Origin of the sequence: Streptomyces sp. NPDC050759 (assembly GCF_044456945.1) — a bacterium.
GTDB lineage: Bacteria > Actinomycetota > Actinomycetes > Streptomycetales > Streptomycetaceae > Streptomyces.
This window is the reverse complement of the sequence record NZ_JBITGI010000016.1, coordinates 199,700-222,341: the sequence shown is the minus strand read 5'-3', so window position 1 is coordinate 222,341 and position 22,642 is coordinate 199,700. Positions and strand designations below refer to the sequence as shown.

Below are 22,642 nucleotides of genomic sequence, written 5' to 3'. Positions count from 1 at the left end.
AGAGCTTATTAACCGGAGCCCCAGATTCCAGGCAAAGGCACCGGATAGGGTGGCGCACATGACTCAGTCGCACCCTCGGATCAGCAAGGCTGTCATTCCGGCAGCAGGGCTCGGCACCCGCTTCCTGCCGGCAACCAAGGCCACTCCCAAGGAGATGCTGCCGGTGGTCGACAAGCCGGCGATCCAGTACGTGGTCGAGGAGGCCGTCTCGGCGGGCCTCGATGACGTCCTCATGATCACGGGACGCAACAAGCGCCCCCTGGAGGACCACTTCGACCGCAACTACGAGCTCGAGTCCGCCCTCCAGAAGAAGGGCGACGCCAGCCGGCTCGCCAAGGTCCAGGAGTCCAGCGACCTCGCCACCATGCACTACGTGCGCCAGGGCGACCCCCGCGGCCTCGGCCACGCCGTCCTGTGCGCGGCCCCCCACGTGGGCCACGAGCCCTTCGCCGTCCTCCTCGGCGACGACCTGATCGACGCCCGCGACCCCCTGCTCAAGCGGATGATCGAGGTGCAGGAGCAGCACGGCGGCAGCGTCATCGCGCTGATGGAGGTCGCGCCCGAGCAGATCCACCTCTACGGCTGTGCCGTCGTCGAGGAGACCGAGGACAGCGACGTCGTCAGGGTGGGCGGCCTCGTCGAGAAGCCGGAGGCGTCCGACGCCCCGTCGAACTACGCGGTCATCGGCCGGTACGTCCTCGCCCCGCAGATCTTCGACATACTCCGCAAGACCGAGCCGGGCCGGGGCAACGAGATCCAGCTCACGGACGCCCTCCAGCAGCTCGCACAGGACGAGAAGGTCGGCGGCCCGGTGCACGGCGTCGTCTTCAAGGGCCGCCGCTATGACACCGGGGACCGCGGCGACTATCTGCGTGCCATTGTCAGACTCGCGTGCGAACGTGAAGACCTGGGCCCGGACTTCCGGACCTGGCTTCGCAGTTACGTAGCCGAGGAGATGTAGCGAGTTGAGCAGCCCCGCGACCCGCCCCGCCGACCAGGACCACCTGTGGTCGGTGGACGAACACCTGGAGGACATCCTCGCGACCGTCCGCCCCCTCGAACCCATCGAGCTGCAGCTGCTCGACGCCCAGGGCTGCGTCCTGGTCGAGGACGTCACGGTCCCGGTGTCCCTGCCGCCGTTCGACAACAGCTCCATGGACGGGTACGCGGTGCGGGTCGCGGACGTGGCGGGCGCGAGCGAGGAGTTCCCGGCCGTCCTGGACGTCGTCGGGGACGTCGCGGCGGGCCAGGGGGAGCTGCTGCAGGTCGGCCCCGGGCAGGCCGCCCGCATCATGACCGGTGCCCCGCTGCCGCCCGGCGCCGAGACCGTCGTCCCCGTCGAGTGGACCGACGGAGGCCTCGGCGAGGGCCCGGTGACCGGGATGCGCGCCCGCAGTCTCGCCCCCGAGGGCGCCGAGGGACAGGTACACGTGCACCGGCCCGCCGAGGCACGCGCGCATGTGCGCGCCGAGGGCAGCGATGTGCGGGCCGGCGACCGCGCCCTGGACGCCGGCACCGTCCTCGGCCCGCCGCAGATCGCCCTGCTCGCCGCGATCGGCCGCGGCACCGTCCGCGTGCGCCCGCGCCCGCGCGTGGTCGTCATGTCCACCGGCAGCGAACTCGTCCAGCCCGACGAGAGCCTCGGCACCGGCCAGATCTACGACTCCAACAGCTTCGCCCTCACCGCGGCCGCCCGGGACGCCGGCGCCATCGCCTACCGCGTGGGCGCCGTCGCCGACGACGCCGAGACGCTGCGCTCCACCATCGAGGACCAGCTCGTCCGCGCCGACCTGGTGGTCACCACGGGCGGCGTGAGCGTCGGGGCGTACGACGTCGTCAAGGAAGCGCTGTCCTCCGTGGGCGACGAGGACGAGCCGGGCAGCGGTGTCGACTTCCGCAAGCTCGCCATGCAGCCCGGCAAGCCCCAGGGCTTCGGCACCATCGGCCCCGACCACACCCCGCTGCTGGCCCTGCCGGGCAACCCGGTGTCGTCGTACGTCTCCTTCGAACTGTTCGTCCGCCCCGCGATCCGCACCCTCATGGGCCTCGACGACGTCCACCGGCCCCGGACCAGGGCGACCCTGACCGCGGACAAGGCGCTGACCTCGCCCAAAGGACGCCGGCAGTTCCTGCGCGGTGCCTGTGCCGACGGCTCGGTCGCCCCGGTCGGCGGCGCCGGCTCCCATCTGGTGGCCGCCCTCGCGCAGGCCAACGCGCTGATCGTCGTCCCGGAGGACGTGGAGTCGGTCGAGCCCGGCTCCGAGGTCGAAGTGGTCCAGCTCGGCTGAGCACCCCTGGTTGGCGGTACCGTGTCGCGCACAACAGGCCGGACCGGGAGCGCCGCACAACCATGAGTACGCAGGACCGACTGACGCACATCGACGAAGCGGGAGCCGCCCGCATGGTCGATGTCTCCGGCAAGGACGTCACCGCACGCACCGCGCGTGCCAGTGGACGTGTCCTCGTTTCACCTCGAGTGATCGAGCTGCTGCGCGGTGAGGGCGTCCCCAAGGGCGACGCACTGGCCACCGCGCGGATCGCGGGCATCATGGGCGCCAAACGCACGCCCGACCTGATCCCGCTGTGCCACCCGTTGTCGGTGTCCGGTGTGAAACTGGACCTGTCGGTCGCGGACGACGCCGTGGAGATCCTGGCCACCGTGAAGACGACGGACCGCACGGGCGTCGAGATGGAGGCCCTCACCGCGGTGTCCGTCGCCGCGCTCACCGTGATCGACATGGTCAAGGCGGTCGACAAGGGAGCGGTCATCACGGACGTACGGGTCGAGGAGAAGACGGGCGGCAAGTCGGGCGACTGGAGCCGGGCATGACGGCCGACGGGTCGATCGGCGGCGCGCTCCTCGCGCCGTACAGCGCCCTGGTCGTCACCGCCTCCAACCGGGCCGCCGCCGGGGTCTACGAGGACAAGGGCGGCCCGCTGATCGCGGACGCCCTCAAGCGCTTCGGCTTCGCCGTCGACGGTCCGCAGGTCGTCCGCGACGGCGACCCCGTGGAGGCCGCCCTGCGCGTCGGCGTCGAGGCCGGTTACGACGTCGTCGTCACCACCGGCGGCACCGGCATCTCGCCCACCGACCGCACCCCCGAGGCGACCCGCGCGGTGATCGAGTACGAGGTGCCGGGCATCGCGGAGGCCATCCGGGCGTTCGGACGGGAGAAGGTGCCGACCGCCGCGCTCTCCCGGGGCCTGGCCGGGGTGGCGGGACGCACACTGATCGTCAACCTGCCGGGTTCCAGTGGCGGGGTGAAGGACGGACTGGCCGTTCTTGAGCCCCTGTTGATGCACGCCGTCGACCAGATCCGCGGCGGCGACCACCCGAGACCCGGCCCCGGCAGTGGGGGTGCGAGCTGAACAGCCCATCCTGGCCCGTCGTACTGACGGACGGCGATGTCGTCCTGAGGCCGATAAAGATGCGTGACCAGCGGCTCTGGCGTGAGGTCAACCGGCGCAACCGGGACTGGCTGCGCCCCTGGGAGGCGACCATTCCGCCGCCCACCCCGAGCGGGCCGATAGCGCACCGGCCGACCTACCGTCAGATGGTGCGGCACCTCAGGTCGGAGGCGAACGCGGGGCGGATGCTGCCGTTCGTCATCGAGTACCGCGGCCAGCTGGTCGGGCAGTTGACGGTCGCCGGAATCACCTGGGGCTCGATGTGCTCGGGGCACGTCGGCTACTGGGTGGACCAGTCGGTGGCCGGCCGCGGGGTGATGCCGACGGCCGTGGCGCTTGTCGTGGACCACTGTTTCCGCACGGTCGGCCTGCACCGCATCGAGGTCTGCATTCGCCCCGAGAACGGTCCCAGCCGTCGGGTCGTCGAGAAACTCGGATTCCGCGAGGAGGGACTGCGGCCGCGTTATCTCCACATCGACGGCGCCTGGCGTGACCATCTCGTGTTCGCGCTCACCGCGGAAGAGGTGCCCGACGGGTTGCTCCGGCGCTGGCAGCGGGCACGCTCCAGGAGTACGCCGCACGACAATCCGGCATAGCCGTAACCCCATGCCGGCGCCTTGGCCCGGAAATGGAATACGTGTTCGAAAATGATCGGTGCATGACCGTCTCGGGTCATTGAATTCACGACTCATGCGGCCTGCTGATCGGATCGGTCACAAAAAAAGCTCGAAATATCAGCCAGATCGTGCGACACACCGGCGCAATTGGCAGATGGCCTCACGCAAACCCCTCTACCGTGTGAGGCGTGAGCAGCAGCGGCCTCATCTACGCAGTCATTGTCGGGGCCTGGGCCGCCTACTTGGTGCCGATGTGGCTCCGTAGGCAGGACGAGCTGAACGAGGCCCGTCCGACGGAACGCTTCAGCACGGCCATCCGGTTGCTGTCCGGACGGGCGGGCATGGAGCGTCGATACGCCAAGGACCTGCGCGCGCGCTCCACCGACGAGGGGGAGCGCGGCGCCGACGAACCGGATGCCGTCACCGAGTCGGTGGACGTCCGGGCCTTCGCCATGCCCCCGACCCGTCCGCAGGCCCAGGCGACGGTCCAGCCGTCGGCTTCGGAGCGCCGGGAGGCGCCGCGCGAGCCCGCGCGCCAGGCCGACAGGGAAGCAGGGCGGGAAGCAGGGCACGGCGAACCGGATCGCGCGAAAACCAACGCGCCCGCGCCCGAAGACGGTGGCGCGCCGACGCGCAAGCAGGCACCCGCAGCCTCGGCGCGCTCCCAGGCTCAGACGCACGCCCCCGCACCCCGGCGCACGGCCGCCGCGGAAGCGGCCGCGGCGCGCGCCCGGCGCATGAAGGTGCTCGCGCGACGCCGGCGTACGACCGTGATGCTCTTCCTGGCCTTCACGCTCGGCACGATCGTCGCCGCCGTCGGAGGACTCGCCTTCCTGTGGGCGCCCGGCGTGCCCGCCGTGATGCTCAGCACGTACATCGCGTACCTGCGCTCCCAGGAACGCCGTCGCTTCGCCTACCAGATGGACCGGCGCCGGGCCGAGGCCGCCGCACAGCGACTGCGGGAGCGCGCGCGCCAGTCGCGCCGGCGCGCGTCCGTGAGCACGGGCGTGGACGCCGACGAACCGGAAGAGGGACCGGCGACGGAGACCGATCCCGGGCTCTCGGCGCTCGCCGCCGACCGGCGCGCCCTCGTCGAGCAGACCGATCACGCCGAGTGGATCGACCAGCAGCGCGAGCGGCAGCACAGGCCGGTGCACGGGGACAGCTGGGACCCGGTACCGGTGCCGCTGCCGACGTACGTGACCGCACCCGTCGCGCCGCGGGCCACCTCGGACGTGGACCTCGGGGCGCCGGACGCGTGGAGTTCGGCGCGGTCCAGCAGTGCCGCCACTCCGGAGCAGTCGGCCCAGGAGGCGACGCCCGTCGCGGAGGACGAGGAGTCGGAGGAACTGGCGGACGACGCCGAGGACAAGCCGACGGCGGGCGGCCGCAGCGACGCCCGCCGCGCCGCCTCCGCCCGCCGCGCACGCGAGCGTGGCCGTACACCGCTCTTCGACCAGTACGAGGAAGGCGACCGGCCGCGCGCGGCCAACGAGTGACGCGACAGGGGCGGGATCACACCTGTGGGGAGCCCGTCCCTGACCAGCCGGGAACGAATTTCCAAGCACCCGGACGGGGATGCTAGAGTTTCACTCGTTGCAAGGGCCTGTGGCGCAGTCCGGTAGCGCACCTCGTTCGCATCGAGGGGGCCAGGGGTTCGAATCCCCTCAGGTCCACGCATCATGAAGACCCGCTCCTGATTCAGGAGCGGGTCTTCTGTCATGTGGGTGGTGTCCTCACAGGGCCTTCGCGAAGCACCTGCTGTCCTCGTGGAAGCGGTAGTAGCCGAACTTCACGCACGGCTCGTAACCGCTCGACGTGTACAGGGCGATGGCCTCCGGCTGCTTGTTGCCGGTTTCCAGGACCATGCGGCTGCGGCCGGCCGCGCGGGCGTCGTCCTCCAGGGCGGTGAGGATGCGGCGGGCGAGGCCCCGGCCGCGCGCCACGTCGACGACGTACATGCGCTTGAGCTCGGCGTCGCCGTCCAGGTTGCCCTCGCCGTTCGCGTCCCGGGCGCGCCAGCCGCCGGTGGCGACGGGGGCGTCCGACTCGTCGTACGTGATCAGGAAGATGCCGTTCGGCGGCTCGAAGTCCTCCGGTGCCAGGGTCGTGGCGTCGCCGCCGTCGCCGTAGCGGACGTGGTACTCGGCCTGTACCTGGTCGTTCAGCTTCACGGCGTCCGGGTGGTCGAAGGGGACCTGGCGTATGTGCATGCTCATCACCATAAATTGATCAGATCGGCAACAGATTCCGATCCAGTGTGCCGGTATCGTTCGCGGGTGCTCACTGTGACCTCCGCCAATGTGAATGGACTGCGCGCCGCCGCGAAGAAGGGCTTCGTGGAGTGGCTCGCGGACACCTCCGCCGATGTGCTCTGCCTGCAGGAGGTGCGCGCCGAGCCGCAGCAACTGCCCGAGGGGGTCAGAGCCCCTGAGGGCTGGCACGTGGTGCACGCGCCCGCCGCCGCCAAGGGGCGTGCCGGTGTCTCGCTTTACACCCGCCGTGAGCCGGACCGCGTCCAAATCGGCTTCGGATCGGCGGAGTTCGACACCAGCGGCCGCTACGTCGAGGCCGACCTGCCCGGCGTCACCGTCGCCTCCCTCTATCTCCCCTCCGGCGAGGTCGGTACCGCGCGGCAGGACGAGAAGGTCCGCTTCATGGACGAGTTCCTCGCGTACCTGAAGAGCCTGCGCGAGCGCGCTGCCGCCGACGGGCGCGAGGTCGTCGTCTGCGGCGACTGGAACATCGCCCACCAGCAGGCCGACCTGAAGAACTGGCGCGCCAACCAGAAGAGCTCCGGGTTCCTGCCGGAGGAGCGGGCCTGGCTGAGCCGGGTCCTCGACACCGCCGACGGGGGGTACGTCGACGTCGTACGGTCGCTGCATCCGGACGTGGCGGGGCCGTACTCGTGGTGGTCCTACCGGGGGCGGGCGTTCGACGCCGATACGGGGTGGCGTATCGACTACCACGTCTCGACGCCCGGCCTTGCGGCCAAGGCGGTCAAGGGCTTCGTGGAGCGCGCGGCCACGCACGCGGAACGCTGGTCGGACCATGCGCCGGTGACCGTGGTCTACGACCTCTAGGCCGACGGTTTGCGCAACCGCCGGTCCAACGCCAGTGACAGCTCCGCCTCCACCACGCTCCGCGCCAGCGGGCGCAGGCGGTGGAGGTCGTCCTCGCTCGCGTGGCGCAGGACCAGTTCGGCGAACATCTCGGCCAGGGCGTCGGCGTGTTCGCGGACGTGTTTGCCGGCGGTCAGGACCTCCGCGAGGGGGATGCCCTCGCGGACCAGGGCGGAGGAGACGTCCAGGAGGCGGCGGCTGATGTGGATGATGTCGTCGCCGTCGGTGCCGAGATAGCCGAGGTCGAGAGCGGCCGCGAGGTTCTCCGCGGTGACCTCGCCCTCGAAGCGCGCGGCGAGTTCCTCGGGGGTGAGGCGGACCGGCTCCTCCTCGGTGGGGGTGTCGAGGCCGACGAGGTCGGCGACGTCCCGGCCGTGTTCGAGGGCGTCGGCGAGTTCCGCGATGCCGGTGAGGGTGTGGCCGCGTTCCAGGAGTGCGGCGATCGTGCGCAGGCGGGCCAGGTGGTGGTCGTCGTACCAGGCGATACGGCCCTCGCGGCGGGGCGGCGGGATCAGCTTGCGTTCGCGGTAGAAGCGCAGGGTGCGCACTGTGATGCCGGCCAGGCGGGCCAGTTCCTCCATGCGGTATTCGCGCTTGTCCGTCACGGCCGCAGCCTACGTCGTACCCCGGGTAACTTCCTTCTTCCCGCCCCCTACCCATCGGTACGGAGCTGCTCTACCCTCCCATTGCGCCAGTGTTCACTGGCAGAGTCGCGCAGGGAAGGGCGTCGGCATGGCCGAACACGAGCATGTCCGGGTGGCGGTGGTGGGGTCCGGGTTCGGTGGGCTGGGGGCCGCCGTACGGCTGCGGCGGGAGGGTGTCACCGACTTCGTCGTGCTGGAGCGGGCCGCCAGTGTGGGGGGTACCTGGCGGGACAACAGTTATCCGGGGTGTGCCTGCGATGTGCCCTCCCACCTGTACTCCTTCTCCTTCGCGCCCAACCCGGACTGGCCGCGCACCTTTTCCGGACAGGACCACATCCGCGCCTACCTGGAGCATGTGACCGACGTCTTCCGGCTCCGCCCGCACATCCGCCTCAACTCCGAGGTGAGGATGATGACGTGGGACAGCGAGAAGCTGCGGTGGGACATCGAGACCGCCCGTGGCCGTCTCTCGGCCGACTTCGTCGTCTCCGCCACCGGGCCGCTCTCCGATCCCAAGATCCCCGACCTTCCCGGCCTCGACTCCTTCCCGGGCAAGGTCTTCCACTCCGCCCGCTGGGACCACGACTACGACCTGCGCGGCAAGCGGGTCGCCATGGTGGGGACGGGGGCCTCGGCCATCCAGATCGTCCCGGCCATCCAGCCGCTGGCCGAGAACGTCACGCTGTTCCAGCGCACCCCGCCCTGGGTGTTGCCCCGCGTGGACCGGGCGATCAGCGGCGCCGAGCGCTGGCTGCACCGGCAGCTGCCCTTCACCACCCAGGCCCGTCGTGGACTGCTGTGGGGCATCCGGGAGTTGCAGGTCCAGGCGTTCACCAAGCGGCCGAACGAACTCGGCGCGGTGGAGCAGTTGGCCAAGCGCACCATGGCCCGTGCCATCAAGGACCCGGCCCTGCGCGCCAAGCTCACCCCCGACTACCGCATCGGCTGCAAGCGGATCCTGCTGAGCAGCGCGTACTACACGGCGCTCGCCCAGCCCAACGTGGACGTGGTCGCGAGCGGGCTCAGCCGGGTCGAGGGGTCGACACTCGTCGCCGCCGACGGCACCGAGGCAGAGGTCGACGCGATCATCTTCGGTACGGGCTTCCACGTCACCGACATGCCGATCGCCGACCGGGTCGTCGGCGCGGACGGGCGGACGCTCGCCGAAGCGTGGAAGGGCGGGATGGAGGCGCTGCGGGGCGCCTCCGCCGCAGGCTTCCCCAACTGGATGACCATCATCGGGCCCAACACCGGTCTCGCGAACTCCTCGATGATCCTCATGATCGAGTCCCAGCTGAACTACCTGGCCGACTTCGTACGGCAACTCGACGTCCTCGGCGGCCGGGTGGCCCTCGACGCCCGGCCCTCCGCCGTGCGGGACTGGAACCACCGGGTCCAGGAGCGCATGAAGCGCACGGTGTGGAACACCGGCGGCTGCACCAGCTGGTACCTGGACGCGAACGGCCGCAACAGCACGATCTGGCCCGGCACGACGACGGAGTTCCGGCGGGCGACCCGGCGGGTGGACCTCGCCGAGTACGAGGTGCTGCGGGTTCCGGCGCACGCGGAGGCGACCGCCGTATGAGCCGACTGACGCACGTGGTCTCCGGGCCGTACGCCCCGCCCGTCCCGGTGCGCGAACTCACCGCACTCTCCGCCGACGGCGCCCGCCTGCACGTGGAGGTGCACGGTCCCGACGACGCGCCCCCCGTCGTCCTCGCCCACGGCTGGACCTGTTCCACCGCCTTCTGGGCCGCCCAGATCCGCGAACTCGCCGTGGACCACCGGGTCATCGCGTACGACCAGCGCGGCCACGGACGCAGTCCGGCGAGCCCCGCCTGCAGTGCGGACCTGCTCGCCGACGACCTCGAAGCCGTCCTGCAGACGGCCCTCGGGGCGGGCGGGAAGGCGGTGATCGTCGGTCACTCCATGGGCGGGATGACCGTCATGGCCGCCGCCGAACGTCCCGCGTTCCGTGCGCACGCGGCCGCCGTCCTGCTGTGCAGCACCGGTTCCTCGCGGCTGGTCGCCGAGTCGACCGTCGTACCGATCCGCGCCGGGCGGCTGCGCACCTGGCTGACCCGGCACGTCCTCGGGGCGCGGGCGCCGCTCGGACCGGTCACGCCGCTCGCCCGGCGGATCCTCAAGTACGCGACGATGGGCCCCGGTTCGGCCCCGCACATGGTGGAGGCGTGCGCGCGGATCGTGCACGCCTGCCCGCGCAAGGTGCGCCACGCCTGGTCGCAGGTCCTCGATCTGCTCGATCTGGACCACGGCGTACGGCAGCTCACCGTGCCGACGGCCGTCCTCGTCGGCACGGCCGACCGGCTCACCCCGCCCATGCACGCACACCAGTTGGCCGACGCGCTGCCCCACTGTCTCGGAGTGACCGAACTGCCCGGCGTCGGCCACATGACACCCATCGAGGCGCCCGATCAGGTCACCGCGCGGATCCGGGAACTCGTCACCACCTATGTACAGGTCAAGGAGGGCGCATGAGCAGGGTCGGACTCGACGGACAGGTCGCGGTCGTCACGGGGGCCGCGCGGGGCGTGGGCGAGCTGCTCGCCCGCAAGCTGTCGGCGCGCGGGGCGAAGGTCGCGCTGGTCGGCCTGGAGCCGGACGCGCTCAAGCAACTCTCCGGACGACTGCACGGCGACAGCGACCACTGGTACGCCGACGTCACCGATCACGAGGCGATGGCCCGGGTCGCGGGGGAGGTCAAGGAGCGGTTCGGGAAGGTCGACATCGTGGTCGCCAATGCCGGGGTCGCCACCGGCGGGCCCTTCGTCGACTCCGATCCCGAGGCGTGGCGGCGGGTGATCGAGGTCAACCTCATCGGATCGGCCGTCACCGCCCGGGCGTTCCTGCCGGTGCTGATGGAGAGCCGGGGGTATCTGCTGCAGATCGCCTCCCTCGCCGCGATCACCCCGTCGCCGATGATGACCGCGTACTGCGCGTCCAAGTCCGGTGTGGAGGCGTTCGCGCACAGTCTGCGCGCCGAGGTCGGCCACAAGGGCGTGCGGGTCGGGGTCGGGTATCTGTCGTGGACCGACACCGACATGGTGCGCGGGGCCGACCAGGACGCCGTCATGCGGGAGCTCCGGCAGCGGCTGCCGTGGCCGGCCAACAAGACGTATCCGTTGGGGCCGGCCGTCGAGCGGATCGTGGCCGGGATCGAGCGGCGGTCGAGCCATGTGTACGGGCAGGGGTGGCTGCGCGGGATGCAGGGGATGCGCGGATATCTGCCGGGGCTCATCGGGACGGTCGGGCAGCGGGAGATGCGGCGCTTCGGGGAGCGTCTGGAAGGGATGCGGGTGGGACTCGTCGGTGCAGGTGGGGCCGCGGATGAGGAGGCTCGCGCTACCCACCGTGACTGATCGAAATGCGTTCTTTGTCCGGGCGTGTGAATCTGGTCGAGGCCCCGGCCAGGGGCCTTTCCCCTCACCCCCACGGGAGTGAACCCACATGGGTATGAAGGACCAGTTCCAGGACAAGTCCGAGCAGTGGCAGCAGCAGGCCAAGCAGAAGGCCCAGGAGGGCCGGGAGCAGGCCCAGCGTGGCCGTCAGGGTCAGGGCCAGGGCCCGGACCGCGAGCGTGACCGCGACCGCATGCGGGACGAGGAGGCCGAGCGGCTCCAGCGCGAGGAGCAGGAGCGGCTGGATCCCGACTACGAGATGTAGTCACGCTTGACGCGTGGGGTGCCCTCTCTTTCTTGGGAGGGCACCCTGCGTTTTTGTGTGCCTCACAGGTGCGTTGTCGGGTGCGGGCCGGTGGGGCTTCTCGCGCAGTTCCCCGCGCCCCTAAAAGCGATTACCGCGCCCCTTCTCAAGACCTTGGCGGAAGCTTTGGTCTCGATCTATCCGGTACGTCCCGGTAGTTGGGCGGAGTCGCCGGGGGGTTCGTCTCCAGCAGGCTCAGCGCCAGCGTTACCGCGTCGTCGAGTTGGGCGTGGCGGCCCTCCGCCCAGTCCAGGGGGGTGCGGAGGATCTCCAGGTCCGGGGGTACGCCGTGGTTCTCGATGGACCAGCCGTACGCGTCGAACCACGCCGCGTTCATCGGGACCGTGATCACCGTGCCGTCGCCGAGCTGGTGGCGGCCGGTCATGCCGACCACTCCGCCCCAGGTGCGCTGGCCCACCACGGGGCCGAGCTTCAACAGCTTGAACGCCGCCGTGATCATGTCGCCGTCGGAGGAGGTCGCCTCGTCGGCCAGGGCGACCACCGGGCCGCGCGGGGCGTTCGAGGCGTACGACACCGGCTGGGCGTTTCTCGTCAGGTCCCAGCCCAGGATCGTGCGGGTCAGTTTCTCCACGACCAGCTCACTGATGTGGCCGCCCGCGTTGCCGCGTACGTCGACGATGAGGGCGGGGCGGGAGACCTCCATCCGCAGGTCCCTGTTGAACTGGGCCCAGCCCGAGCCGCCCATGTCGGGGATGTGCAGATAGCCGCACCGGCCGCCGCTCAACTCCCGTACGACAGCACGGCGTTTGGCCACCCAGTCCTGGTAGCGCAGGGGGCGTTCGTCCAGGAGCGGGACCACTGCCACCCGGCGGGCTCCTCCGACGGGCGGGGCGAAGGTCAGCTCCACCGTCGTACCGCCCGCCGCCGCGAGCAGGGGATAGGGGCCCGCGACCTCGTCGACCGCGCGGCCGTCCACGTGGGTGAGGACCGCGCCCTCACGGATGCCCGTGCCGGCCAGCGGGGAGCGTGCCTTGGAGTCCGAGGAGTCGCCGGGGAGGATCCGCTTCACCGTCCAACCGCCCTCCCTGTGGACGAGGTTCGCACCCAGCAGGCCCTGGCGGCGCTGGTAGTGCGGGGGGCCCTCGTTGCGGCGGGCGGCGGTGACATAGGCGTGGGAGGTGCCCAGTTCGCCGAGGACCTCGCGCAGGAGGTCGGCGAACTCGTCGGGGGAGGCGACCCGTTCGACCAGCGGACGGTACTGATCGAGTACCGCGTCCCAGTCGATCCCGCACATCCCCGGCTCCCAGAAGTACGACCGGATCAGGCGGCCCGCCTCCTCGTAAGCCTGGCGCCACTCGGCGGCCGGGTCGACCTCGTGGAGGATGCGGCGCAGGTCGATCCAGACGATCGTGTCGCTGTCGCCGGACTCCGTGGCGGGGGTCGCGCGCAGCTCGCCCTCGTCCACCACGACCAGCCGGGAGCCGTCGCCGCTGACCGCGAACCAGTCCAGGTGCTCGACCAGTTCGGTCTTCTTCGCCTTGCCGATGGCGAAGTGTTCGAGGGTCGGGCGCTCGGAGGTGTCGTCCGGGTTCACGAAGGTCTCGCCGAGGGCGCCCGAGATCGGCCAGCGCAGCCAGACCAGGCCGCCGCCCGCGACCGGGTGCAGCGCCGAGTACTTGGAGGCGGGGACCGGGAACGGGGTCACCCGGCTCTCCAGCCCCTCGAGTTCGACCGTCACCGCCCCGCCCTCGCCGCTCTCGTCCTCGACCGGGTCCAGGCCTCCGGCGGCCGGGCGGCCCTCCGGGTTCAGGGCGAAGGGGGACGGGGTCGCCGAGGACAGCGGGACCAGGTAGGGCCGGCAGCCGAGCGGGAAGGACAGGTCGCCGGTGTGGACGTCGTACACCGGGTCGAAGCCCCGCCAGGAGAGGAAGGCGAGGTAGCGGCCGTCCCGGGTGAAGACCGGGTTCTCGTCCTCGAAGCGGCCGTTGGTGACGTCGAGGATCAGGCGATCCTTTATGCGGGCCATCTTGATCTGGCGCAGGGAACGGCCGATCCCCGGGTGCGACCATGTCAGCCAGGAGCCGTCCGGGGAGAAGGCGAGGTCCCGCACCGGGCCGTTGACCGAGCGGACGAGCTCGGTGACCTCGCCGTCGGAGCCGTCGGAGCCGTCGGAGCCCTCGGAGTCCTCCGTCGCGTCGAGGAGGAGCACGCGTCCGTCGTGCGAGGCGATGGCCAGGCGCTCGCCCTGCGGATCCGAGACCAGCTCCAGAACCCGGCCCAGCTCACCGGACGCCAGCCGTCGCGGCTCGCGGTCACCGGTCGCGCGGGGCAGATACGCGATCTCTACGGCGTCCTCGCCCTCCGCGTCCGTCACATACGCGACCTGGCCGACGGAACCGAGCATCTCCGGGAGCCGGACCCGTACCCCCGGGGTGTCCGTGATCGTGCGGGCCGGGCCGTCCCGGTGGGTCAGCCAGTACAGGCTGCCGCGGACGACGACGGCGCTCGCGCGGCCCGTCTCGTCGACCGAGATGCCGTCCACGTGCTGAGCGGCCGGCACCTGGTACGTACGGCGTCCCGCGCGCGGCCCGCTCAGCCGTACGTCGAGCTTGCGGGCCTCGGACGAGAGGTCGTCGACGATCCACAGGTCGCCCGCGCACTGGTACACCACCCGGGTGCCGTCGCTGGAGGCGTGCCGGGCGTAGAAGGCGTCGTGGTCGGTGTGGCGGCGCAGGTCGGAGCCGTCGTGGGCGCAGGAGTAGAGGTTGCCGACGCCCTCGTGGTCGGAGAGGAAGGCGATCCGGCCGCCGACGAACATGGGGGAGTGGAGGTGGCCGCCGAGGTCGGGCAGCAGGCGTTCGCCGTGCAGCCAGAGCCGGCCCGTGGCGCCGCCCCGGTAGCGTTTCCAGGCGGCCGGTTCGTGCGGTGGGGTGCCGGTGAGCAGGAGGGTCTTGCGGTCGGCGACCTGGATGTCGGAGACCGGGCCCCAGGGGAGCTTGCGGCCCGGGGAGCCGTCGGTGGGGACCTTGTACGCCCAGGTGAAGTAGGAGAAGGGCTCGCCGTGCGAGGCGACGGCGAGGATGGTGCCCCCGGTTTCTCCTTCGACAGGCGTCCACCCACAGACCTGGGTGTCCGCGCTGCCCCAGTAGGTGAGCCGTCGGCCCGGCCCGCCGTCCACGTCCGCCAGGTGGATCTCGGGCACGAGACTGCGCCAGCTCGTGTACGCGATGTGGCGGCCGTCGGGCGAGAAGCGCGGATGGCCGACCTTGGTGCGGTCGACGGTCAGCCGCCAGGCGCGGCCGGGTCCGTCGAGAGGGGCCAGCCAGAGGTCGTCCTCGGCCACGAAGCACAACAGGTCGCCGCTCAGATGCGGAAGGCGCAGATAGCTCACCTCCCCATGCTTTTCCGGGCGATGGGCCGGAGCAACTTATGAAATTTCGGCCAGAGGTGACCTGCGGCGACCGCGCGTGACCCACAACACGAACGAAACAGTTTCGTTTCGCTGAGGAATGCGCTACATTCGTGTCGTACGAAACAGTGTCGTTCGAAGTCCCGGAGCGGAAAGGGTGAGTGACATGACCGAGGTCTCGACCGCGCGTCGCAGCCGCATCACCCCCGAGCGTGAGGCCGAGCTGTACGAGGCCGTGCTCGAACTGCTCAGGGAGGTCGGCTACGACGCCCTCACCATGGACGCCGTCGCCGCGCGCACCCGTTCCAGCAAGGCCACGCTCTACCGCCAGTGGGGCGGCAAGGCCGAGCTGGTGGCGAAGGCGGTGCGGCACAGCAAGCCTGGCGGTAGCGGTCTCGAAGAGATCGACACCGGGTCCCTCAGGGGCGACCTGCACGCCCTCACCATGCGCTCGGACGACTGCACGATGGAGCAGAACTCCGCCCTCATGCGGGGTCTGGCCATGGCGATCCACGGCAACCCGGATCTCCTGAAGGCGTTCCGCGCGCACCTCATCGAACCCGAGATGGCGGAGTTCCGCGCACTGGTCCAGCGGGCGATCGACCGGGGCGAGGTGCGCCCCGACAACCCGGCGATCGAGTTCATGATCCACATGATGATCGGTGGGTTCGCGGCCCGCACGATGATCGACGAGCTGCCGCCGACCCAGGCCTTCCTCCTTTCGTACATCGACGCCGTGGTCCTCCCCGCCCTCGGCGTGACGAACGACTGACCCACAGTCACCCAGCAAGCCCTCCACCTGACGTAACCGCTCACGTCGTCGGGCTGATCATCCCTGCCCTTGGGCCGTGTCGCCCTGCACCCCACGACCTGACCGGGAGTACGCCTTCGTGGCCACTTTCCTCTACAAACTCGGCCGCCTCGCCTTCCGGCGACGGCACTTCGTCGCCCTGATGTGGGTGGCCCTGCTGACCCTCGCGGGCGTCGGCGCGATCAGTGCGCCCGCCGCCGGAACCACTTCCTTCTCCATCCCCGGCACGGAGGCGCAGAAGGCCTTCGACCTACTCGAACAGCGTTTCCCCGGGGCCAGCGCCGACGGCGCGACCGGGCGCATGGTCTTCAAGGCGCCCGAGGGCGAGAAGATGACCGACGCCGCCAACAAGGCCACCGTCGCGAAGACCGTCAAGGCACTGGGTGACGGCTCCGAGGTCGTCTCCGTCACCGACCCGTTCACGACGAACGCGGTGAGCAAGGACGGCACGGTCGCCTACCTCTCGGTGAAGTACGACGCTCCCGCCGTCGGGCTCAAGGACGCGACCAGGGACGCCCTGGAGACCGCCGGTGACGACGCCCGGGACACCGGACTGACCGTCGACGTCGGAGGCGACGCGCTCCAGGCCCAGCCCGACGCGGGGGGAGTCGGCGAGGCCATCGGTCTCGCCATCGCCGCGGTCGTCCTGGTTCTCACCCTGGGCTCGATGATCGCGGCCGGGTTGCCCCTGCTGACCGCGATCATCGGTGTCGGGATCGGCGTCGGCACCATCACCGCCCTCGCCAAGGCGCTCGACCTCGGCAGCACCACCAACACCCTCGCGGCGATGATCGGCCTCGCGGTCGGCATCGACTACGCGCTGTTCATCGTCTCCCGCTACCGCGCCGAGCTGGCCGAGGGCCGCGACCGCGAGGAGGCGGTGGGCCGGGCCACCGGCACCGCCGGTTCCGCGGTGGTCTTCGCGGGCCTCACCGTCGTGATCGCGCTGGCCGGTCTCTCGGTCGTCAACGTGCCGATGCTGACCAAGATGGGTCTCGCCGCGGCGGGCACGGTCGTGATCGCCGTCCTCATCGCGCTGACCATGATCCCGGCGCTGCTCGGGTACGCGGGCCGCAAGATCCGCCCGGCGGGCGAGAAGCGCAAGAAGACCTCCGGAACGGCGCTGGGCAAGCCCAACCTGGGCACCCGCTGGGCGAGCTTCGTCATCCGCCGTCCGGCCGCCGTGCTGCTGCTCGGCGTGGTCGGCCTCGGCGCTGTCGCGCTGCCGGTCAGCCAGTTGGAACTGGGTCTGCCCGACGACGGCTCCCAGCCGACGTCCACGACCCAGCGCCGCGCCTACGACCTCCTCTCGGAGGGCTTCGGGCCCGGCTTCAACGGACCTCTGATGATCGTCGTCGACGCCAAGAACAGCGACGACCCGAAGGCCGCGGCCGCCACGGTGACCGACGGCATCAAGGACCTCAAGGACGTCGTCACGGTCACCCCGGCCGCCTTCAACAAGGCCGGCGACACCGCGACCATCACGGTCGTCCCCGACTCCAAGCCGTCCTCGACCCAGACCGAGGACCTGGTGCACGCCATCCGTGACGACGTCGCGTCCAAGGCGGACGCGGACGTCCTGGTCACCGGTACGACGGCGCTGAACATCGACTTCTCGCAGAAGCTGAGCGACGCCCTCATCCCGTACCTTGCCCTGGTCGTGGGCCTGGCCTTCCTCCTCCTGATCGTGGTCTTCCGCTCGATCCTCGTCCCGCTGAAGGCGGCCCTCGGCTTCCTGCTGTCGGTGCTCGCCGCGCTCGGCGCCGTCGTCGCCGTCTTCCAGTGGGGCTGGCTCGGCGGGGTGCTCGGCGTCGAGGAGACCGGTCCGATCATGTCGATGATGCCGATCTTCATGGTCGGCGTGGTCTTCGGGCTCGCGATGGACTACGAGGTGTTCCTCGTGACCCGGATGCGCGAGGCGTACGTCCACGGCGAGTCCCCGAGCCAGGCCATCGTGACCGGGTTCAAGCACAGCTCCCGGGTCGTGGTCGCCGCCGCGGTCATCATGATGGCCGTCTTCGGAGGCTTCATCAGCTCCGGCGAGTCGATGATCAAGATGATCGGCTTCGGCCTCGCGATCGCCGTCCTCTTCGACGCGTTCGTCGTCCGCATGGCGATCGTCCCGGCCGTCCTCGCCCTGCTCGGCCACCGCGCCTGGTGGCTGCCGAAGTGGCTGGACCGCGCGCTGCCCAACGTCGACGTCGAGGGCGAGGGACTGCGCACGCAGACCGAGAAGGACACGGATCCGGACGAGGACCGCGAGCTGGTGCGCGTCTGACGCCCACCGCGGGGGAGACGGGCCGGTGAGGGAGTTCCCTCACCGGCCCTTCTCTGTCGTGGGCCGGCCGAGATACGTGACCGGCCCGGGATCCGGTACGGCGATCTCGTGGAACCCGAGACGGTCGTAGAAGGCACGCGCGGGCGTGTTGGCGGACACCATCGACAGGTGTACGGCGGCCACGCCCCGCTCGTGCAGCGCGCGCAGGAAGCTCTCCATGAGCGCGCGCCCGTACCCGCGCCCCTGCCACTCGGGGAGCAGATCGATGTGCAAGTGGGCGGGATAGGCGGCGACTTCGGGCACGAGCATCCGCTCGGGGCGGTGCAGCAGCGCGACGATCTCCTCGTCGGGGGTGCGCGGCTCGTGGCGGGGCTCCGGATAGCGGTCGGCCACTAGAGGCAGCCATCTCGCGCGGTAGTTCTCGACGAACCGGGGCGTGTCGGCGGTCCCGACGATGTACCCGACGGCTCGCCCCTCCCCGTCGTCCAGCACGAAGGCCAGCCCCGGTTCGAGATGGACGTACGGCGCCGCGAAGGCCGCCGGGAAGACGCCGGGGTCCTTGTAGTGCGGGCGGCTGTCCCGGCCCGCGTGGGCGGTACGGACGCAGATGTCCTCGAGGGCGTCGCGGTCCTCGGGGCGGTAGGGGCGTACGGCGGGAGAGGGGGCCGGTGGTGAGGGCATCGCAGCATCCTGCACCACGGGAGGAGGAGAGGGCGGCGGAACGACTCAGACCGGCGTCATGAAAACGCTGCGCTCGCTCACGTCCGGGAGGATGCGTGCGGCTGCGCGGTCATCGCCAAACCGGGTCGCGTGGCCGGTACACCCACCGCTAGCGTGCCCTGCATGACGACCACCGATGCCCACGGTTCCGAGGCCGCCCACCCCCGTTTCGCCGAGGCTCTGCGCGAGCTGGGTCTGGGGGAGCTCGCCGCGCAGGTCCGCCGTTTCCCGGACGCGGCCCGTACCGCCGCCGAGGCCGCCGCGGCCATCGGGTGCGAGCTGAGTCAGATCTGCAAGTCGCTGATCTTCGCGGCGGACGGAGTGCCCGTGCTCGTGCTGATGGACGGGGCCTCGCGGGTCGACCTCGAGCGGGTCCGGGAGGAGCTCCGCGCCGGCAAGGTCACCCGGGCCAGGGCCGATGTCGTACGGGAGACGACCGGGTACGCCATCGGGGGCGTGCCGCCCTTCGGGCACCGTACGAAGACCCGGGTGCTGGCCGATCGTTCCCTGTTCGACCATGACCTCGTCTGGGCCGCCGCCGGCAATCCGCACGCCGTGTTCCCCATCGCGCCCAAGGACCTGGTCGCCCAGGCCGGTGCCACTCTCGTGGACGTCCGCGAGCGCACCGCGTGACGCCGCTCGTCACCGCGGCCGTGCTCCTCGCCGCGGTCACGCACGCCAGCTGGAACGCCATCGCGCACCAGATCACCGACAAGCTGGTCGGGTTCACGCTGATCTCGGGCGGGGGGATGCTCATCGGGCTGGCGATCATCCCGTTCGCGGCGGTTCCGGCGGCGGGCGCGTGGCCGTATCTCCTCGCCTCGTCCTGTATCCACATGGCGTACTACGCGCTGCTGATGAAGTCCTTCCGGCTCGGGGACTTCGGGCAGGCCTATCCGATCGCGCGCGGCACCGCGCCCCTGGTCGTGACCGTGCTGGCCGCCCTCTTCGCGCACGAGGTGCCGGACGGGTGGGCCGCCGCCGGAATCGCCCTCTCCTGCGCTGGACTGACCGGCGTCGCACTGTGGGGGCTACGCGGCCGCCGGCCCAACTGGTCGGCGATCGGCGCCGCGGTGGCGACCGGCCTGACCATCGCCGCGTACACCGTCGTCGACGGGCTCGGCGTGCGCGCCTCCGGCTCCTCGCTCGGGTACATCGCCTGGCTGATGGCGGTGCAGGGGATCGTGATCCCGGCGTACGCCCTCACGCGGTGGCGCGGCCGATCCGTTGCCGTACTGCGGCCGTTCGCAGGGGTCGGACTCGTCGGCGCCGCCCTGTCCGTGGTCGCGTACGGGCTCGTCCTGTGGGCCCAGACCAAGGCCGAACTCGCCCCCGTCGCCGCCCTGCGGGAGTCGTCGATCATCGTCGGCGCGGCCATCGGCGCCCTGTTCTTCAAGGAGCGGTTCGGGGCGCCGAGGATCGTCGCGGCGGGGCTGCTGGTCGCGGGCATCGGGCTGATGCTGCACGCCGGTTAGCGGTCCGGCGCACGGGTTTCTCCCAAGCTCTCCCCAAGTCCCGCCCAACGCCGACCATTCGTTTGCCTACTTGCCGATGCCTTGACGGTCCGTTCCCTGTGCGTTCAGGCGGACGTCCGTGGCCGGGTCGTGTGCCGTCCCTAAGGTCCCAACGGACCGCGAAAGAAGGGACGCAAGGGACTCATGGACGCACTCCACGCAGTCCGGGCGCGAGGGATCACCAAGTGCTTCGGTGACGTCGTGGCGCTCGACGGCGTCGACCTGGACGTGACGCGGGGTCAGATCCACGGCCTGGTCGGGCCGAACGGCGCCGGCAAGACGACACTGCTCGGGCTCCTGCTGGGCCTCGCCGTCGCCGACGGCGGGCAACTGGAGATCCTGGGCGTGCCGGTCGGGCGGGCCTTCGCCGCTCCCGACGGAGTCGCCGGATTCGTGGACGGGCCCGGTCTCTACCCCTCGCTCACCGCCCGGCAGAACCTCGCCGCACTCGCCGAACTCCGCGGCCGGGACGCGCGTACTGCCGGCATCGACGACGTGCTCGACCAGGTCGGGCTCACCGACGTCGCCGACGACCGGACCCGCGGTTTCTCCCTCGGGATGCGCCAGCGGTTGGGGCTCGCCGCCGCGCTGCTGACCCGGCCACGGCTGCTGGTGCTCGACGAGCCGTCCAACGGCCTGGACCCGGCCGGTAAACGGCATGTGCACGGAGTCCTGAACCGGCTTGCCGCCGACGGCACGAGTGTCGTGCTCTCCAGTCACCGCATGGACGACCTGGAGGCGCTGTGCTCCGAGGTCACCATCCTCGCCACCGGGCGGGTCGTGTTCTCGGGCCCGCTCGGCAAACTGGCCGCCGAGAGCCGTGAACTCGCCTACCGGGTGCGGACGTCCGACCCGGAGGCCGCGTGGCGGCTGGCCGACGGCACCGACGGCATCCGGATCGCCGACGGCACCGGACGGCAGGCGCGGGACGCCGACGTGCTCGTCGTGCGCGCGCTGGTGCCCGCTCTCGACGACCTGGTGGCGCGGCTGGTCACGTCGGGCGTCGCGGTGCGCGAACTCGCGCCCGTGGTCTCGCCCTTGGAGGCCGCGTTCCTGGCCCTGACCGAGGACCAGGAGACAGGCAGATGACCACCACCCTCACCGCGTCCTCCGCCCCCGTGCGGCCCGTCTCCGTCCCGCGGAGCTACCGCTTCGAACTCGTCAAGCTCGTCTCGCAGTGGCGGATCCGCCTCCTCGTGCTCGCCTGCTGGATCCTGCCGGGGCTCTTCGTCGCCGGGGTGAGCGAGCAGAGCACGCTGCCCTCCGACACCCTCTTCGGCCGCTGGATGCACGCCACCGGCTGGGCCGGGCCGCTGGTGATGCTCGGCTTCGCGGGTACCTGGGCGCTTCCGCTGCTGACCTCGGTGGTCGCCGGTGACGTGTTCGCCGCCGAGGACCGGCTCGGCACCTGGCGGCACCTGCTGGTGGCGGTCCGCTCACCGCGCCGGATCTTCGTGGCGAAGGTGCTGGCCAGCCTCACCGTCATCCTGCTGCTGGTGACCGGGCTGGCCTGCTCCAGCGCCGTGGGCGGGCTCGCCTCCGTCGGCAACCAGCCGCTCGTCGGCCTCGACGGCCACCTGTTGAGCCCCTCCGATGCCGCCGGGAGGGTCCTGCTCGCCTGGGTCGCCGCCCTCGCCCCGACCCTGGCCCTCGCCGCGATCGGCCTGCTCGGGTCGGTCGCCCTCGGACGGTCCCCGATGGGGCTGCTGCTGCCCCCGCTGGTCGCGCTCGGCATGCAGGTCGCCCAGATGCTGCCGCTGCCCGTCGCCGTACGCCTGGCCCTGCCCGGCTACGCCTTCCTCTCGTGGAACGGGCTGTTCACCGCCCCGGCCCAGCTCGCCCCGCTGCTGATCGGCGTCGCCGTCAGCCTGGCATGGGCCGTGCTCGCGACCGTACTGGCCCATCTGCTGTTCCTCCGGCGGGACTTCACCAACCTCGCCTACGACGGTGGTGGGCGCCGCGCGTTCACCGTGGGCGTGCTGCCCCTGGCCGCGCTGACCGCTCTCACCGTCGCCGGGATCGCCGTCGCGACCGACTCGACGGGCATCACCCAGGCCAAGGTCCAGCGCTCCCTCGCCACGGCCTTCGCCCACCTCTACCGCCTGCAGACCGAACAACTCCACCGCCCCGCCGTCACCGAGGCGCAGCTCAAAGCCTCGGCGGCGTGCACCAAGAGCGACGGCCAGGCCGCTCAGCAGGGGGCGGGCAATGACTGGCGGTGTGTCGTGACCTGGCACCTGCCCGGCGTACCGGTGGCGGGGACGGCTGTCTATCAGCTGGACGTCGGATCGGACGGGCGGTTCGTCGCCGACGGCGACGGACCGAAGGAAGTGAACGGCTACTTCCTGGTGCGGACCTCCACCGGGGACGCACCGAACCCGTTGTGGCAGTTCGACGGCAACGTCGAGCTGCTGGACACCACCTCGAAGGGATAG

Annotated in this window: 21 protein-coding genes and 1 tRNA gene; 18 read left to right on the top strand and 4 right to left on the bottom strand. The window is 71.1% G+C overall.

The window, feature by feature from the left end; all coding sequences use genetic code 11:
• The first annotated feature begins 58 nt into the window (after positions 1-58).
• From galU to ACIBJB_RS37000, 7 genes are all read left to right on the top strand, one after another.
• Positions 59-961, top strand: coding sequence for a UTP--glucose-1-phosphate uridylyltransferase GalU (gene galU, locus ACIBJB_RS37030; protein WP_398937441.1), 903 nt, complete (start codon positions 59-61; stop codon positions 959-961).
• Between the two features lie 4 nt (positions 962-965).
• On the top strand, positions 966-2,288 hold the full coding sequence (gene glp, locus ACIBJB_RS37025; RefSeq protein WP_398937439.1) for a gephyrin-like molybdotransferase Glp: 1,323 nt from the start codon (positions 966-968) through the stop codon (positions 2,286-2,288).
• Between the two features lie 62 nt (positions 2,289-2,350).
• A complete protein-coding gene (moaC, locus tag ACIBJB_RS37020) occupies positions 2,351-2,830 on the top strand; it encodes a cyclic pyranopterin monophosphate synthase MoaC (protein WP_053852462.1) in 480 nt (159 codons plus the stop codon).
• Positions 2,827-3,369 (top strand): molybdenum cofactor biosynthesis protein B, encoded by a 543-nt coding sequence (locus tag ACIBJB_RS37015; protein WP_398937437.1) that lies wholly within the window; start codon positions 2,827-2,829, stop codon positions 3,367-3,369. Before moaC ends, ACIBJB_RS37015 begins: the two co-directional genes overlap by 4 nt.
• A complete protein-coding gene (locus tag ACIBJB_RS37010; RefSeq protein ID WP_398937488.1) occupies positions 3,366-4,004 on the top strand; it encodes a GNAT family N-acetyltransferase in 639 nt (212 codons plus the stop codon). Before ACIBJB_RS37015 ends, ACIBJB_RS37010 begins: the two co-directional genes overlap by 4 nt.
• 209 nt (positions 4,005-4,213) lie before the next feature.
• Positions 4,214-5,524 (top strand): gephyrin-like molybdotransferase receptor GlpR, encoded by a 1,311-nt coding sequence (gene glpR / locus ACIBJB_RS37005; protein WP_398937435.1) that lies wholly within the window; start codon positions 4,214-4,216, stop codon positions 5,522-5,524.
• 103 nt (positions 5,525-5,627) lie between these two features.
• Positions 5,628-5,701 (top strand) — tRNA-Ala (locus ACIBJB_RS37000).
• A 60-nt stretch (positions 5,702-5,761) separates the two neighbouring features.
• Here ACIBJB_RS37000 and ACIBJB_RS36995 read toward each other — a convergent pair.
• Positions 5,762-6,238, bottom strand: coding sequence for a GNAT family N-acetyltransferase (locus ACIBJB_RS36995; RefSeq protein ID WP_398937433.1), 477 nt, complete (start codon positions 6,236-6,238; stop codon positions 5,762-5,764).
• A gap of 66 nt (positions 6,239-6,304) precedes the next feature.
• Here ACIBJB_RS36995 and ACIBJB_RS36990 point away from each other — a divergent pair, with 66 nt between their 5' ends.
• Positions 6,305-7,108 (top strand): exodeoxyribonuclease III, encoded by an 804-nt coding sequence (locus tag ACIBJB_RS36990; protein ID WP_398937431.1) that lies wholly within the window; start codon positions 6,305-6,307, stop codon positions 7,106-7,108.
• On the opposite strand, the gene ACIBJB_RS36985 is transcribed toward ACIBJB_RS36990, so the two are convergent.
• Positions 7,105-7,752, bottom strand: coding sequence for a MerR family transcriptional regulator (locus tag ACIBJB_RS36985; RefSeq protein ID WP_398937429.1), 648 nt, complete (start codon positions 7,750-7,752; stop codon positions 7,105-7,107). The two genes, ACIBJB_RS36990 and ACIBJB_RS36985, sit on opposite strands and share 4 nt — an antisense overlap.
• Positions 7,753-7,879: 127 nt before the next feature.
• Here ACIBJB_RS36985 and ACIBJB_RS36980 point away from each other — a divergent pair, with 127 nt between their 5' ends.
• The 4 genes from ACIBJB_RS36980 to ACIBJB_RS36965 all read left to right on the top strand — a co-directional run bounded on the left by ACIBJB_RS36980 (position 7,880) and on the right by ACIBJB_RS36965 (position 11,475).
• Positions 7,880-9,376 carry a flavin-containing monooxygenase gene (locus ACIBJB_RS36980; RefSeq protein WP_398937427.1) on the top strand — a complete coding sequence of 499 codons (1,497 nt, stop codon included), beginning with the start codon at positions 7,880-7,882 and terminating at the stop codon, positions 9,374-9,376.
• Positions 9,373-10,290 (top strand): alpha/beta fold hydrolase, encoded by a 918-nt coding sequence (locus ACIBJB_RS36975; RefSeq protein WP_398937425.1) that lies wholly within the window; start codon positions 9,373-9,375, stop codon positions 10,288-10,290. The genes ACIBJB_RS36980 and ACIBJB_RS36975 overlap by 4 nt, the downstream gene beginning before the upstream one ends.
• A complete protein-coding gene (locus ACIBJB_RS36970; RefSeq protein ID WP_398937423.1) occupies positions 10,287-11,171 on the top strand; it encodes an SDR family oxidoreductase in 885 nt (294 codons plus the stop codon). Before ACIBJB_RS36975 ends, ACIBJB_RS36970 begins: the two co-directional genes overlap by 4 nt.
• A gap of 88 nt (positions 11,172-11,259) precedes the next feature.
• On the top strand, positions 11,260-11,475 hold the full coding sequence (locus tag ACIBJB_RS36965; protein WP_398937421.1) for a hypothetical protein: 216 nt from the start codon (positions 11,260-11,262) through the stop codon (positions 11,473-11,475).
• A gap of 145 nt (positions 11,476-11,620) precedes the next feature.
• On the opposite strand, the gene ACIBJB_RS36960 is transcribed toward ACIBJB_RS36965, so the two are convergent.
• The gene (locus tag ACIBJB_RS36960; RefSeq protein ID WP_398937419.1) at positions 11,621-14,866 is read right to left on the bottom strand and encodes a S41 family peptidase; all 3,246 of its coding nucleotides are present in this window, start codon (positions 14,864-14,866) and stop codon (positions 11,621-11,623) included.
• Positions 14,867-15,050: 184 nt separating this feature from the next.
• On the opposite strand from ACIBJB_RS36960, the gene ACIBJB_RS36955 reads away from it, so the two are divergent.
• Both ACIBJB_RS36955 and ACIBJB_RS36950 read left to right on the top strand, forming a co-directional pair.
• Positions 15,051-15,656 carry a TetR/AcrR family transcriptional regulator gene (locus tag ACIBJB_RS36955; protein ID WP_398937417.1) on the top strand — a complete coding sequence of 202 codons (606 nt, stop codon included), beginning with the start codon at positions 15,051-15,053 and terminating at the stop codon, positions 15,654-15,656.
• Positions 15,657-15,774: 118 nt separating this feature from the next.
• Positions 15,775-17,973, top strand: a complete 2,199-nt coding sequence (locus ACIBJB_RS36950) for an MMPL family transporter (protein WP_398937415.1) — start codon at positions 15,775-15,777, stop codon at positions 17,971-17,973.
• 39 nt (positions 17,974-18,012) lie between these two features.
• Here the strand turns inward: ACIBJB_RS36950 and ACIBJB_RS36945 are convergent, their stop codons facing one another.
• Positions 18,013-18,654, bottom strand: a complete 642-nt coding sequence (locus tag ACIBJB_RS36945; protein WP_398937413.1) for a GNAT family N-acetyltransferase — start codon at positions 18,652-18,654, stop codon at positions 18,013-18,015.
• A gap of 162 nt (positions 18,655-18,816) precedes the next feature.
• Here ACIBJB_RS36945 and ACIBJB_RS36940 point away from each other — a divergent pair, with 162 nt between their 5' ends.
• The 4 genes from ACIBJB_RS36940 (at position 18,817) to ACIBJB_RS36925 (ending at position 22,642) form a co-directional block, all read left to right on the top strand.
• Complete coding sequence (locus ACIBJB_RS36940) at positions 18,817-19,326, top strand: YbaK/EbsC family protein (RefSeq protein ID WP_398937411.1); 510 nt, start codon at positions 18,817-18,819, stop codon at positions 19,324-19,326.
• Positions 19,323-20,168 carry an EamA family transporter gene (locus ACIBJB_RS36935; RefSeq protein WP_398937409.1) on the top strand — a complete coding sequence of 282 codons (846 nt, stop codon included), beginning with the start codon at positions 19,323-19,325 and terminating at the stop codon, positions 20,166-20,168. The genes ACIBJB_RS36940 and ACIBJB_RS36935 overlap by 4 nt, the downstream gene beginning before the upstream one ends.
• A 183-nt stretch (positions 20,169-20,351) precedes the next feature.
• Complete coding sequence (locus tag ACIBJB_RS36930) at positions 20,352-21,296, top strand: ABC transporter ATP-binding protein (RefSeq protein WP_398937407.1); 945 nt, start codon at positions 20,352-20,354, stop codon at positions 21,294-21,296.
• Complete coding sequence (locus tag ACIBJB_RS36925) at positions 21,293-22,642, top strand: ABC transporter permease (protein ID WP_398937405.1); 1,350 nt, start codon at positions 21,293-21,295, stop codon at positions 22,640-22,642. The genes ACIBJB_RS36930 and ACIBJB_RS36925 overlap by 4 nt, the downstream gene beginning before the upstream one ends.